Source organism: Aurantiacibacter hainanensis (assembly GCF_036321025.1).
Lineage (GTDB): Bacteria > Pseudomonadota > Alphaproteobacteria > Sphingomonadales > Sphingomonadaceae > Alteraurantiacibacter > Alteraurantiacibacter hainanensis.
In genome coordinates, this window is record NZ_JAZAPB010000002.1 from 1,350,793 (window position 1) to 1,363,369 (window position 12,577).

Consider the following 12,577-nt stretch of genomic DNA (forward strand, 5'->3'; position numbering starts at 1 on the left):
GAGCCGGACATGACTTCGACTCCGCGCCGCCACCCCGAATGGCAATACCTCGAGCTGATGCGCCATATCTGGGAGCACGGCGACGAGCGGATGGATCGCACGGGCGTGGGCACACGCTCGATCTTCGGCACCATGCTGCGGTTCGATCTCGGCGAGGATCGCGTTCCGCTGCTCACCACCAAGCGCGTTTACTGGAAGGCGGCGGCGAAGGAGATGTTGTGGTTCCTCACCGGGGAGACCAACATCCGCCCGCTGCTGCAGCAGGGCGTCACCATCTGGAGCGACTGGCCGCTGGCGAAGTACAGACAGGCGAGCGGCGAGGATATCGATCAGGCCGAGTTCGAAGCGCGCATCGTGGCGGACGAGGCCTTTGCGAAGAACTGGGGCGACCTCGGCCCCGTCTACGGCAAGCAGTGGGTGGACTGGCCGACGTTCCAGTACGGGCCCGACGGTCGCTACGAGAAGGGACCCGGCATCAATCAGGTGGCGCAGGTGGTGCAAAGCCTGAAGACCAATCCCGGCAGCCGCCGCCATATCATCGAGGGCTGGAACGTGGCCGAGCTGGACCGGATGGCTCTACCGCCGTGCCACAAGACCTATCAGTTCCATGTCGCGGGGGAGGGTGAGGGGGCTCGCCTCAACTGCCTGCTCTACCAGCGCAGCTGCGACGTGGCGCTGGGGCTTCCGTTCAACCTCTTCGGCGCCGCGCTGCTGACCCGGATGATGGCGGCGCAGACCGGCCTTCTTCCCGGCGAACTGGTATGGACCGGCGGCGACACGCACCTTTACCTCAATCACGCCGATCTGGTGGAGGCGCAGTTGCAGCGGGAACCCGACGGGACGCCGAAGCTTGCCATTACAAGGCAGCCCGAGACGATTTTCGACTACCGGTTCGAGGATTTCGAGGTGCGCGATTATCAGCCGCAGGGCGCGCTGAAGGCCCCCGTGGCGGTATAGGCCGTTCGCGAGCGTTCTCTCGCGCGTTGACGGTTTCAGGTGAAACCAATAAAGGCCGGGCCTTGATGTCCAAGGTACCTGTCCGGGAGACGACAATGGCAAAGAGCGGCAATATCGAGGGGAGCAACCGCCCGAAGCTTGCCCTTCACGTGCCCGAACCGCGCTATCGCCCCGGCGACACGGTGGATTACGGCCATCTCGACGTGGGGGAGGCCGGCAAGCAGCCGCGCCCTGACGAATCGTGCGAGGCGAAGGAAACCTTCCCGCTGTGCAACGATCTCGTGCGCGTGCTGGGCGACGACAACCAGGCGCATGGCCCCTGGGATCCGCGTCTCGATGCCGACACCCTCCGCTCCATGTTGCGCGAAATGGCGCTGGTGCGCGCCTTCGACAATCGCATGTATCGCGCCCAGCGGCAGGGCAAGACCAGCTTCTACATGAAGTGTACCGGCGAGGAGGCGACCAGCGTGTGCGCCACTCACGCGCTGGCAGGCGACGACATGATCTTTCCCAGCTATCGCCAGCAGGGCTGCCTGATCGCCCGCGGCTATGAGCTGACCGAGATGATCAACCAGATCTACTCGAACAGGGCCGACAAGCTGAAGGGCCGCCAGCTGCCGATCATGTATTGCTCGCGCGAGCACAGCTTCTTCTCGATTTCCGGCAACCTCGCCACGCAGCTGCCGCAGGCGACGGGCTTTGCCATGGCCAGCGCCAGCAAGGGCGATTCCCGCATCGCCGCGACCTGGGTGGGCGAGGGCAGCACCGCGGAGGGCGACTTCCACTCCGCGCTCACTTTCGCCACGGTCTACAACGCGCCGGTGATCTTCAACGTGATCAACAACCAGTGGGCTATTTCCAGTTTCTCGGGCTTTGCCGGGTCAGAGCGGGCGACTTTCGCCGCTCGCGCCATCGGCTACGGCATGGCGGGTCTGCGCGTGGACGGCAACGATCCGCTGGCGGTGTTCGCCGCCGAACGCTGGGCCGCCGACCGCGCCCGCGCCAATGGCGGACCGACGCTGATCGAGCACTTCACCTACCGCGCCGAGGGGCACTCGACCTCGGACGATCCAAGCGCCTACCGCAGCGCCGAGGAGCGTGAGGAATGGCCGCTCGGCGATCCGGTCATGCGGTTGAAGAACCACCTGATCCACCTGGGCGAGTGGACCGAGGAGCAGCAGGAGGCGATGGACAAGGAGCTCGACGAGCACGTTCGCGCCGCGATGAAGCAGGCCGAGAAGAACGGCATCCTGGGCCACGGACTGCACCACCCGTTCCACACCATGTTCGAGGACGTGTTCGAGGAGCTTCCCTGGCACCTGGAAGAGCAGGCCGACCAGGCGATCCGCGAGCGCAAGATCAAGTTTCCCGAAGGACGACCCGAATGACGCCTCCCGCCGAAACGATGGATCAGGAGCGCCAGACCGGCGAGGCGAAGCACGCCGGCGAAACGCGCGAGATGAACATGATCGAGGCGATCAATTCCGCGCTCGACAACATGCTGGAACGCGATGACGACGTGATCCTGCTGGGTGAGGATATCGGCTATTTCGGCGGCGTGTTCCGCTGCACCGCCGGCCTGCAGGAGAAATACGGCAAGACCCGCGTGTTCGACACGCCGATCTCCGAATGCGGGATCATCGGCGTCGCCGTGGGCATGGGCGCCTATGGCCTGCGCCCGGTGCCGGAAATCCAGTTCGCCGATTACATCTATCCCGGTCTCGACCAGCTGATCTCGGAAGCCGCCCGCCTGCGCTATCGCTCTGCGGCGGAATTCATCGCGCCGATGACGGTGCGCAGCCCGTTTGGCGGCGGCATCTTCGGCGGACAGACTCACTCGCAGTCGCCGGAATCGATCTTCACACACGTCTCCGGCCTGAAGACGGTGATCCCATCCACGCCCTACGATGCGAAAGGCCTGCTGATCAGCTGCATCGAGGATAACGACCCGGTCATCTTCTTCGAGCCCAAGCGCATCTACAACGGCCCCTTCGACGGCTATTACGACAAGCCCGCCAAGAGCTGGAAGGGCTTTGCCGAGGCGCAGGTGCCCGAGGGGCATTACCGCATTCCGCTCGGCAAGGCGCGCACTGTGCGCGAGGGCGACGCCATGACCATCCTTGCCTACGGCACGATGGTGCACGTGGTGGAAAGCGTCACGCGCGAGAAGGGCGTGAACGCCGAGATCCTCGACCTGCGCACCCTGGTGCCGCTGGATATCGAGGCGATCGAGGAGTCGGTGCGCAAGACCGGCCGCTGCATGATCGTGCACGAGGCCACGCGTACCTCGGGCTTCGGCTCGGAGCTGAGCGCGCTGGTGCAGGAACGCTGTTTCTACCACCTCGAAGCGCCCATCGAGCGGGTGACGGGTTTCGACACGCCCTATCCGCACAGCCTGGAATGGGCTTACTTTCCCGGTCCCGTCCGCATCGGCGAGGCCATCGACAAGCTTTTGCAGGACTGACGCACATGCCCAAGTTCACCTTCAACCTGCCCGACATCGGCGAAGGCATTGCCGAGGCCGAGATCGTCGCCTGGCACGTGAAGCCCGGCGACACGATCGAGGAAGACGGCCAGCTGGCCGACATGATGACCGACAAGGCGACGGTCGAGATGGAAAGCCCGGTCGCGGGCAAGGTCCTGGAAGTCGCGGGCGAGGTAGGCGACACGGTGGCCATCGGCGGAATGCTGGTGGTTATCGAGGTCGAGGGCGAAATCCCCGACGACGTTCTGGAAGAGAACGAGGCCGCGGCGGATGCTGACGGCGCGCCGGCACCGAAGGACGACGAGGTCGAGGAGCGGATCGAGGTGGAAAATCCCGATCCTTCCGACCAGGAAGATGCCGCGAAGGCGGTGGAGGGCAAGCCCACGCCTCCGCCGGCACCCGAACCGGCGCCTGCTCCGACCCCCGCACCGGCTCCGGCCGCTGCCGAGACAAAGGTGCTTGCCAGCCCGGCAGTGCGCAAGCGGGCGAAGGACCTGGGCATCGATCTGGCGCAGGTAAAGCCGCACGAGGACGGCCGCATACGCCACGCCGACCTCGACGCCTTCATCTCCTATTCCGGCGGCTATTCCGGCGCCGGCCCCGCACGCGCGGACGAGGAGATCAGGGTTATCGGCCTCCGGAAGCGCATCGCCGAGAACATGGCGGCGTCCAAGCGCAATATCCCGCACTTCACTTACGTCGAGGAAACCGACGTTACTGCGCTGGAGGAAACCCGCGCGCAGTTGAATGCGAACCGGGGCGAGCGTCCCAAGCTCACCATGCTGCCGCTGCTGATCACCGCGATCTGCAAGACGCTGCCCGATTTTCCCATGATAAACGCCCGTTTCGACGACGAGGCGCGCGTGGTCACCCGCCACGGGGCGGTGCACCTCGGCATGGCGACGATGACCGACAATGGCCTGATGGTGCCCGTCATCCGCAACGCGCAGGGCATGAACCTGTGGCAGCTTGCGCAGGAGATCACGCGACTTGCCGAGGCAGCGCGAAACGGCTCCGCCAAGTCGGAAGAGCTGTCCGGCTCCACGCTTACGATAACCTCGCTCGGCCCGCTGGGCGGGGTGGCGACGACACCGGTCATCAACCGGCCGGAAGTGGCCATCATCGGTCCGAATCGCATAGTCGAGAGACCCATGTTCGTGCCCGATGGAAACGGCGGCGAAACGATTGCGAAGCGCAAGCTGATGAACATTTCGATCAGCTGCGATCACCGCGTCGTGGATGGCTACAATGCGGCTGCTTTCGTGCAGGAATTGAAGAAGAAACTGGAGGCGCCGGCCACGATTCTGGCCGGATGACCGGGGTTATCTGAAGATAGTCCAAAAAGCCGCTTCTGGTGTGTTGACAGGGTGAGGACCCTCTACTAGATGCGCGGCTCCCAAGAGGCGCTAGCCGCTCAATATGCGCGGGTGTAGCTCAGTTGGTTAGAGTGTCGGCCTGTCACGCCGAAGGTCGCGGGTTCAAGTCCCGTCACTCGCGCCACTTGGGACCTTATTCCTTCATTCCTGATGGCTGTCGCAGTAGTATGCACTGCGGCCGCCCACGGTCTTGTTGCGGATCGTGCCGCCGCACTTGCGGCACTCGGCGCCTTTCTCGCGGTGCCGGACGAGCCAGGCATCGGGCAGCTGCGAATAGTCTGCATTGGTCTTCAGCACCGCGCTCAGCTTGTCGCGCATGACGCCGTGCATCTTGTGCAGGATTTTCTCGTCCAGCTCACTTGCCTTGCGATCGGGCATCACGCCCACTTCGAAAAGGATTTCGTCCGACCACAGGTTGCCGATCCCGGCGATCTTCTTCTGCTCGATCAGCGCAGATTTCACCGCCCCGTTCGTTTCGCCGATAACCTCGACGAAGGCATCCTCGTCGATCTCCATCGCATCGGGACCGAAACCGATCCGCGCGATCTCCTCCTCCGGGGAATCGATCACGCGAACCCATCCGAGCTTGCGTGGACAACGAAAGGCCAGCCGCCGTTCGCCCTCGAATCGGACGAGGAACTTGGTCGCGCTCGGCTGTTCGTCCTTTCCCTCGTCAAAAGGTATCAGGCTTCCGGTCATGCCCAGGTGAACGCAGATCCAGGGGCCTGTTTGCGATCCGGCAAAGATCAGCTTGCCGTGTCGATGCGTTTCGGTGAACTGGCGACCGGCAAGCCGGCCCCGCTCGTTGTCGCCGGGCAGTTCGATGTAGGTTACGTTATCGCCCAGAACCGCTTCCTCGATCGTGCGGTTCAGGCACTTGTCGGCGATGCGGCGGCGATTGGCTTCGGCTTCGGGAAGTTCGGGCATGACGCCGGAACGCTCAACCCCAGCGGCCCGTTTCCATCCAGATCAGGAAACGGCGCAGGGGCCTTACCCAGATCACCCCCAGCACGATGTACACCAGCGTCTGCGCCCCGGTCGGCCAGTCGCCGATCAGTGGCGGCGCGACCAGCGCCACGAGCAGGGCGTAAATGCCGAGTCCCGCCAGCAGCGCCAGGATCCCTACGGGTATCCTCCAGGTGGGCTCGGTGCGCATCAGAACGGGCCGTAGATGCGGGTAGGGGTGATGATCGCGGCCAGCGGCATGTCATGCTCCTCGGTCGGCAACTCGTCCACGCGCTGCACGTCCCACGCCATGCCGATGGCCAGCGTATCGGGATGGGCGGCCAGCCAGCGGTCGTAAAACCCGCCGCCCTGGCCGATCCGGTCCCCTCGCTCGGTAAAGCCCACCAGCGGCATGAACAGCACCTCCGGCTCCACGACCTGTGCCGACGCGGCTGGCTGCATGAGGCCCATGCGGCCTTCCTCGAGATCGCTCTCGCCATAGGGATCGGTGTGGACGTGGAAGGTCATCGGGTCGTCCAGCTTGCCGATGCGGGGCAGGGCGATGCGGTGCCCGGCTTCCATGAAGTAACGCGCATAGCCGCCTGCCGGGGCTTCCCCCGTACCGGCGCGGTAGAGACCGATAGTCGCGCCTGCGGGAACCAGCTCCTGCACCGGGGCGGGCGGCTGGCGAAACACCAGCGCGCTCACTTCCTTGGGCAATGCGGCGGCATGTTCGCGCCGCGCTTTGCGCATCAGCTTCCGCAAGGCGGCTTTCTGTTCGGCAATATCGTTCATTGCGCCCCTTTGCCGTCCGGAATGTGCAAAGTCGAGACTTCGGCCTTTCTGGGCGGCGCCGTCAGCTCCAATGAGAGGTGCCTCGAACTGCCCGCCTTGCGAACCCAAGGACCCACCGTCGATCTCAGCGCGAGTCGGTAAATCCAAATCGCTCTTCGAGCTCGGCCCGCGTCGCGGTTTCCGGTTCGACATCCAGGTTCGCGATGTAGAGCTGCTGCCGGTAGACCCCAGGCGAGATTTCGCGCCACCAAGGCATGTCGATCGGACCGTTATACTGCTCGAGGTAGGCGAGATAGGCATCGAGCGTCGCGAATGTGCGCCCGCGCGAAAAAGGCAGATTGGCGATTCCTTCGCCGGCCGGATGGTCTTCTGACTGGTGCATGGTGCTCTCGAATTTCCCGTTCTGCTGGTCTGCATTCGCGCAAGCGACAGGGGCCAGCAGAAGCAGAAAGGACCCGAATCTGGGCATAAACAGACCTCTCTCCGGAAATGGGCGCCAAGCGTCAGTTATTACGCAATTTCTATAATAAAGTTACTGAAGATAATCCTAAAGTCAATTGCAGTTGAAACCAAACTGTGCTGACTTAACAGAATCACCGCCTTCATGGGGAGGGTGGATCACGGGGACTCCTTGGCATGGCTGAAACTTATCTGCGTTCCGGTTGGGACGAATTCTTTGGCGACGAAATCTCTCGGCCCGTCGATGACCAGAGCTACATTTTCAATTTCGACTGGTCGGCGCTGGCCGCCCAGGTTCCCGGTGTAATCGATACCCATCCCAATGGCATGACCTACGGCGGAACCCTTGGTGATGCTGGCGGCGGCGAGGACCTGATCGCCATCGAACTGACTGCTGGCACGACCTATTCCTGGTCGTAGCGCGGCACCGATGTTGGCGGCATCATCGATCCGTACCTGGCGCTGCTCGATGGCGACCTGAACGTTCTTCAGATCGATGACGACGGCGGTATCGGCGTCACCTCGCAGATCACCTTCACCGCGGCCGTGAGCGGCACCTACTACCTCGCTGCCACCTCCTGGTACGAAACGGTCGGAATTTCCGGCTTCGATACCGGCGACTACACGATCGTGGAATGGACGCAGGACATCGCGCACGATGCGCCGAACTCGTTCGCGACCACGTTCTCCCTGAACGAAGGCACCAATTACGCCTACATCGACACGCCTGGCGATGTGGACGTCTACACCCTCGATGTTTCCGCGGGGCAGCTCTACTCGCTGACCTATGCCGGCGGCATTAGTGGGGCTGCCGATTGGGACGGCGAGCCCGGTGAGAATATCGGCCGCCTGCAGCTGTATGACAGCTCGGGCGTCCTGATTGCCCAGAACCTCAATTACGAGAGCGCACTCAGCTACTTCGCCGAAGAGGACACCACTCTCTACGTCGCGACAATTCCTTTTGACGGAACGGGTGGCTACACGCTCGACGTGAACATTCTTGATCCGAACGAGTACGATCCGCTCGAGTCCCTCGACTGGGATAGCGCAGCCAACGTCGAGCCGATCGAGGTCAACGGCGTGCCGACGAACTACGTCTACTTCGGCGAAGCTGGCGAGAATTTCGGTCAGGCCGATCCGTCGGACGAGACGCTGGAAATGGAAACCTTCGGCTGGCAGCAGTACCAGATCGACGCCGTGATGCATTCGCTGCAGACGCACTACACACCGATCACCGGTCTCACCTACGTGCAGACAGATGACCAGGATATCGCCCAGTTCCGCCTGGCGACGACCGAGAACCTGGTCTTCGGTGCACGCTTCTACCCGCAGGATGACGTGGCATACGGCGACCTTTCCGGCGTCGGCACCTTCAACCTGCGCAGCGGCGGTTTCGGGTCGGATCCGGCCAGCCTCGATCCGGGCGGCTTCTCCTATGCCGTGGTGCTGCACGAGTTCGGCCACGCGCACGGCGTTGCACACCCGCATGACCGGGGCGGCGGTTCGGAAATCATGCTCGGCGTGGGCAACAGCGCCTCGCTCGGCATCTACGATCTGAACCAGGGTGTCTACACTGTGATGTCCTACAACGATGCCTGGATTACCCATCCGGACGGCGAGCGGACCTATTCGGCCGCAACCCGCGGTGACGGCTGGAGCGAGACGCTGGGAGCCTTCGACATCGCTGTGCTGCAGGATCGCTATGGCGTTCACGAGCACAACACCGGCGATGACGTCTATACGCTGGTCGATGTGCAGGAAGACGCTTCCTACATGACGATCTGGGATACCGGCGGCACGGACGAAATCCGTTACGACGGTGATGCCGACGTGCGTATCGACCTGCTTGCAGCGACGCTCGACTACACGCCGACAGGTGGCGGTGTCGTGTCCTTCGTGGATGGAATCTACGGCGGCTACACCATCGCCAACTCTGTCGTGATCGAAAACGCTTCCGGCGGTGCGGGCGACGACGTCCTGATCGGCAACGAATACGCCAACAAGCTGTTCGGTAACGAAGGCGATGACGCTCTGATGGGTCGTGACGGCGATGACCTCCTCCAGGGCGGCGACGGCAACGACATGCTCGATGGCGGCGCCGGCGACGATCACCTCTCCGGCGGTGGCGGCAACGACATCCTCAATGGCGGTGCCGGCAACGACATGCTGGTTGGCGGCGGAGGGAGCAACACCTTCGTCTTCGACACCTTCGACGGCTCGGTCGACCAGGTGAAGGGCTACAATGCCAAGAAGGACAGCATCGAGATCGACAGCGATGGCGATGTCGCCTGGCTGGACGCCAAGGGCGGTGCCGAACTCTATGTCGACGGACAGTTGGTTGCCAAGTTCAGCGGTGCCAAGGTAGACGACATGCTGGGCGAAGTGGCCGGGTCGGACGTTCTCGACTTCGACGCTGCCACGTTCTCGAACTTCGCGGTTGCGCCTTCGGAAATGCAACTCATGAGCGAGCACATGGCCTGATAATAAAGGCAATATGCGCCATTCGCGGGCCGGGGGATTTCAATCCCCCGGCCCGTTTTCTTTTCGGGCAAGACGTTTCCGATGGCTTCACGGCATCCGCGCTGGCTGTCCGGGCAGGACAGCCGCATCACGTCATCATTCGGGTGGGAGTGGCGGAACCACCATGGGTCGTTTTCCGGGAAATCCTCTGACGCCTCAACGTCAGGTGGGCGCCGTATGCACCGACCCCACGGCCGAACCGGTGGGCCGGGCAGGGACAGCTCCCTTGGATTGCTTATAGCCTCAGGGATTTTCGCAAACGGCTCGTGCCGGGCAGTCCCGCCACGACCTATTTAGGAGGTCGCAGCCTCACTCTCAAGACGCGATGCGAGCGCCTCAAGCCGTTCGGCCTGATTTTCCAGCGCTTCGGCCCGAACAGTGTCATGGCCGGTATCGGCGGAAGGAGCCGTCTCGTCCGCCTTTGCAGCGCCGCTTTTCGCCTCGTGCAGCTCGTCGGCCAGCAGCAGTGCGGCGTAGAGCAGGACGCGGTCGGGCGACTGGCCCTTCAGCATGTCGAGTTCGCTAAGCTTCCGGCTGATCGAGGCACCAAGTTCCTCGATATGCCGTTCCTCTCCGGGCGCGCAGGCGATCGTGTATTTGCGCCCGGCGATATCCAGTGTGACGTTGCTGGTGCTCATGACGACAGCGACTCAATAAGCGCGTCGACTTCGGCAAGCGCGCCCTTCGCCTCGTCTCGCAGGCGATCGTAGCGCGCCTGCAGATCGGGGTCGGAAGGGGCTGATGCGGGCTGGCGACGCGCCACGGCAGCCTCGATCCGAGCCGAGGCCGCGTCGATCCGGGCCAGCGCCCTAGAGATGCGGTCGCCTTCCATCTGCAGGGAATTACCCCCTAATGGCGCGGCGGCAAAGAGTTGCACCGGCAAGCTGTGAATAACTCTCGGCCAGCGGAGTGCCTGGCAATGGCGGCTTATCAAATGACAAGGGGGTCTTGCTTGACCTTCAACGCCGCCCCCACCACACAGCCCACAACCGAATCGCCGCAGTTTGCGCGGCACTCGCAAGGAGGCACTTGCATGAGCGACGATACCGCCCGCCTTACCAACATGGCCAACGCCATCCGCGCCCTGTCGATGGATGCCGTGCAGGCGGCCAACTCGGGCCATCCCGGCATGCCGATGGGCATGGCCGACGTGGCGACCGTGTTGTGGGACGACTACCTGAAGTTCGATCCGAAGGACCCGCACTGGCCCGACCGCGACCGCTTCGTGCTGTCCGCCGGGCACGGTTCGATGCTGATCTACTCGCTGCTGCACCTTTCCGGCTACGATGCCCCCACGCTGGAAGACATCAAGAACTTCCGCCAGCTGAACAGCCCGTGCGCCGGGCACCCGGAAAACTTCCTGCTCGACGGCGTTGAAGCCACCACCGGTCCGCTGGGGCAGGGTCTGGCCATGGCCGTGGGCATGGCGATGGCCGAGCGCCACCTCAACGCCGAATTCGGCGACGACCTGGTCGATCACCGCACCTGGGTGATCGCCGGCGACGGCTGCCTGATGGAAGGCATCAACCACGAGGCGATCGGCCTTGCCGGACATCTGAAGCTGGGCCGGCTTATCGTGCTGTGGGACGACAACAACATCACCATCGACGGTCGCGTCGACCTGTCCTCGTCGGAGGATATTCCCGCCCGCTATCGTGCCACCGGTTGGCACGTGGTGGAATGCGATGGGCACGATCATGCTTCGATCCGCCGTGCGCTGGATGCTGCCGTGGCCGAGACCGAGTATCCCACCCTGGTGCGCTGCACCACCGTCATCGGCAAGGGCGCCCCCAACAAGCAGGGCACCAGCGCCACCCACGGCTCGCCGCTGGGCGACGACGAAGTGGCCGCCGCGCGAAAGGAACTGGGCTGGGATCATTCGCCCTTCGTGGTGCCCGACGATATTCGCGAGGACTGGCTCGCCACCGGCAAGCGCGGCGGCGAGGCACATCGCGAATGGCAGGGCCGTTGCAATGGCTCGGATCACAAGAGCGAATTCCTGCGCCGCATGGCGGGCGATCTGCCGGACGGCGAACAGGCTGCGCGCACCTTCGGCAAGTGGCTGGAGAGCGCGGAAAAGCTCGCTACCCGCAAGGCCAGCGAGAACGCGCTCGACGTGCTGAATCCGCTGGTGCCCGAGATGGTTGGCGGCAGCGCCGACCTGACCGGCTCCAATAACACCAAGGCGGGCGGCATTACCGCGTTCACGGCGGACGATTACTCGGGCCGCTACGTCTACTACGGCATCCGCGAATTCGGCATGTCGGCGGCGATGAACGGCATGGCGCTGCACGGGGGGATCATCCCCTACGGCGGCACCTTCCTGATCTTCACCGACTATGCCCGCGGCGCCATCCGCCTCTCGGCCCTGCAGCAGGTGCGCGTGATCTACGTGATGACGCACGACAGCATCGGGCTGGGCGAGGACGGCCCCACGCACCAGCCGATCGAGCACCTGCAATCGCTGCGCGCCATGCCCAATCTGCTGGTGATGCGCCCGGCCGACCGGGTGGAAACCGCCGAGTGCTGGCAGATCGCGCTGGAGCAGAAGGATCGCCCCTCCGTCATCGCGCTCAGCCGCCAGGGCCTGCCGCAGGTCCGTAACTCGCCCGACGAGAAGGACATGAGCCGCAAGGGCGCCTACCGCCTGAAGCGGGCCGGCAACAAGCGCCGCGTGATCCTGATCGCCACCGGGTCCGAGGTTCACCTGGCGCTGGAATGCGCCGCGCGACTGGAGAAGGACGGAGTGGGCTGCGACGTCGTCTCGATGGTCTGCGCCGAACTGTTCGACGAGCAGGACGCCGCCTACCGCGAGGACATTCTGCCCAATGTTCCGCCGTCGGAGATCATGCGCGTATCGATCGAGGCCGGCACGACGTTCGGCTGGGAACGCTACACCATGTCGAACGGCCTCAACTTCGGGATCGATCGCTTCGGCGCGTCCGCCCCGGCACCCGACCTGTTCGAAAAGTTCGGCCTCACCGCCGACGCCATCGTGCCCGAAATCAAGAACAAACTGAACGACTAAGCAGGAGTAATT

At 63.7% G+C, this 12,577-nt stretch carries 13 protein-coding genes and 1 tRNA gene; 8 read left to right on the forward strand and 6 right to left on the reverse strand.

Going from position 1 to position 12,577, the window contains the following annotated elements; translation table 11 throughout:
* Nucleotides 1-9 precede the first annotated feature (9 nt).
* The 5 genes from thyA (at nucleotide 10) to AAA989_RS13950 (ending at nucleotide 4,942) form a co-directional block, all read left to right on the forward strand.
* Nucleotides 10-957, forward strand: a complete 948-nt coding sequence (gene thyA / locus AAA989_RS13930; RefSeq protein ID WP_338244564.1) for a thymidylate synthase — start codon at nucleotides 10-12, stop codon at nucleotides 955-957.
* A gap of 95 nt (nucleotides 958-1,052) precedes the next feature.
* A complete protein-coding gene (locus tag AAA989_RS13935) occupies nucleotides 1,053-2,345 on the forward strand; it encodes a thiamine pyrophosphate-dependent enzyme (RefSeq protein WP_338244565.1) in 1,293 nt (430 codons plus the stop codon).
* A 17-nt stretch (nucleotides 2,346-2,362) separates the two neighbouring features.
* A complete protein-coding gene (locus AAA989_RS13940) occupies nucleotides 2,363-3,421 on the forward strand; it encodes an alpha-ketoacid dehydrogenase subunit beta (protein ID WP_338245556.1) in 1,059 nt (352 codons plus the stop codon).
* A gap of 5 nt (nucleotides 3,422-3,426) precedes the next feature.
* Nucleotides 3,427-4,758, forward strand: coding sequence for a dihydrolipoamide acetyltransferase family protein (locus AAA989_RS13945; protein WP_338244567.1), 1,332 nt, complete (start codon nucleotides 3,427-3,429; stop codon nucleotides 4,756-4,758).
* A 107-nt stretch (nucleotides 4,759-4,865) separates the two neighbouring features.
* Nucleotides 4,866-4,942, forward strand: a tRNA-Asp gene (locus AAA989_RS13950).
* Between the two features lie 17 nt (nucleotides 4,943-4,959).
* On the opposite strand, the gene AAA989_RS13955 is transcribed toward AAA989_RS13950, so the two are convergent.
* From AAA989_RS13955 to AAA989_RS13970, 4 genes are all read right to left on the reverse strand, one after another.
* Nucleotides 4,960-5,745, reverse strand: a complete 786-nt coding sequence (locus AAA989_RS13955) for a DNA-formamidopyrimidine glycosylase family protein (RefSeq protein WP_338244569.1) — start codon at nucleotides 5,743-5,745, stop codon at nucleotides 4,960-4,962.
* Nucleotides 5,746-5,758: 13 nt separating this feature from the next.
* Complete coding sequence (locus AAA989_RS13960; RefSeq protein ID WP_338244571.1) at nucleotides 5,759-5,974, reverse strand: DUF2842 domain-containing protein; 216 nt, start codon at nucleotides 5,972-5,974, stop codon at nucleotides 5,759-5,761.
* Nucleotides 5,974-6,558 carry a 5-formyltetrahydrofolate cyclo-ligase gene (locus tag AAA989_RS13965; protein ID WP_338244573.1) on the reverse strand — a complete coding sequence of 195 codons (585 nt, stop codon included), beginning with the start codon at nucleotides 6,556-6,558 and terminating at the stop codon, nucleotides 5,974-5,976. The genes AAA989_RS13960 and AAA989_RS13965 overlap by 1 nt, the downstream gene beginning before the upstream one ends.
* 124 nt (nucleotides 6,559-6,682) lie before the next feature.
* A complete protein-coding gene (locus AAA989_RS13970; RefSeq protein WP_338244575.1) occupies nucleotides 6,683-6,940 on the reverse strand; it encodes a hypothetical protein in 258 nt (85 codons plus the stop codon).
* A gap of 254 nt (nucleotides 6,941-7,194) precedes the next feature.
* Between AAA989_RS13970 and AAA989_RS13975 the strand changes: the two genes are divergently transcribed.
* Together AAA989_RS13975 and AAA989_RS13980 are read left to right on the forward strand one after the other, a co-directional pair.
* A complete protein-coding gene (locus tag AAA989_RS13975; protein ID WP_338244578.1) occupies nucleotides 7,195-7,437 on the forward strand; it encodes a hypothetical protein in 243 nt (80 codons plus the stop codon).
* A 126-nt stretch (nucleotides 7,438-7,563) separates the two neighbouring features.
* Nucleotides 7,564-9,498, forward strand: coding sequence for a M10 family metallopeptidase C-terminal domain-containing protein (locus tag AAA989_RS13980; RefSeq protein WP_338244580.1), 1,935 nt, complete (start codon nucleotides 7,564-7,566; stop codon nucleotides 9,496-9,498).
* A gap of 332 nt (nucleotides 9,499-9,830) precedes the next feature.
* On the opposite strand, the gene AAA989_RS13985 is transcribed toward AAA989_RS13980, so the two are convergent.
* Both AAA989_RS13985 and AAA989_RS13990 read right to left on the reverse strand, forming a co-directional pair.
* A complete protein-coding gene (locus AAA989_RS13985) occupies nucleotides 9,831-10,175 on the reverse strand; it encodes a cell division protein ZapA (protein WP_338244582.1) in 345 nt (114 codons plus the stop codon).
* Nucleotides 10,172-10,420 carry a hypothetical protein gene (locus AAA989_RS13990; RefSeq protein WP_338244584.1) on the reverse strand — a complete coding sequence of 83 codons (249 nt, stop codon included), beginning with the start codon at nucleotides 10,418-10,420 and terminating at the stop codon, nucleotides 10,172-10,174. Before AAA989_RS13990 ends, AAA989_RS13985 begins: the two co-directional genes overlap by 4 nt.
* Before the next feature lie 150 nt (nucleotides 10,421-10,570).
* On the opposite strand from AAA989_RS13990, the gene tkt reads away from it, so the two are divergent.
* A complete protein-coding gene (gene tkt, locus AAA989_RS13995; RefSeq protein ID WP_338244586.1) occupies nucleotides 10,571-12,565 on the forward strand; it encodes a transketolase in 1,995 nt (664 codons plus the stop codon).
* Nucleotides 12,566-12,577: the final 12 nt, after the last annotated feature.

What these genes read in the sequence shown, in the direction of transcription:
- AAA989_RS13935 (WP_338244565.1), top strand. Translation starts at nt 1,053, where the DNA reads ATGGCAAAGAGCGGCAATATCGAGGGGAGCAACCGCCCGAAGCTTGCC.
- AAA989_RS13940 (WP_338245556.1), top strand. Translation starts at nt 2,363, where the DNA reads ATGGATCAGGAGCGCCAGACCGGCGAGGCGAAGCACGCCGGCGAAACG.
- AAA989_RS13985 (WP_338244582.1), bottom strand. Translation starts at nt 10,175, where the DNA reads ATGAGCACCAGCAACGTCACACTGGATATCGCCGGGCGCAAATACACG.
- AAA989_RS13975 (WP_338244578.1), top strand. Translation starts at nt 7,195, where the DNA reads ATGGCTGAAACTTATCTGCGTTCCGGTTGGGACGAATTCTTTGGCGAC.
- thyA (WP_338244564.1), top strand. Translation starts at nt 10, where the DNA reads ATGACTTCGACTCCGCGCCGCCACCCCGAATGGCAATACCTCGAGCTG.
- AAA989_RS13955 (WP_338244569.1), bottom strand. Translation starts at nt 5,745, where the DNA reads ATGCCCGAACTTCCCGAAGCCGAAGCCAATCGCCGCCGCATCGCCGAC.
- tkt (WP_338244586.1), top strand. Translation starts at nt 10,571, where the DNA reads ATGAGCGACGATACCGCCCGCCTTACCAACATGGCCAACGCCATCCGC.
- AAA989_RS13945 (WP_338244567.1), top strand. Translation starts at nt 3,427, where the DNA reads ATGCCCAAGTTCACCTTCAACCTGCCCGACATCGGCGAAGGCATTGCC.
- AAA989_RS13970 (WP_338244575.1), bottom strand. Translation starts at nt 6,940, where the DNA reads ATGCACCAGTCAGAAGACCATCCGGCCGGCGAAGGAATCGCCAATCTG.
- AAA989_RS13960 (WP_338244571.1), bottom strand. Translation starts at nt 5,974, where the DNA reads ATGCGCACCGAGCCCACCTGGAGGATACCCGTAGGGATCCTGGCGCTG.
- AAA989_RS13965 (WP_338244573.1), bottom strand. Translation starts at nt 6,558, where the DNA reads ATGAACGATATTGCCGAACAGAAAGCCGCCTTGCGGAAGCTGATGCGC.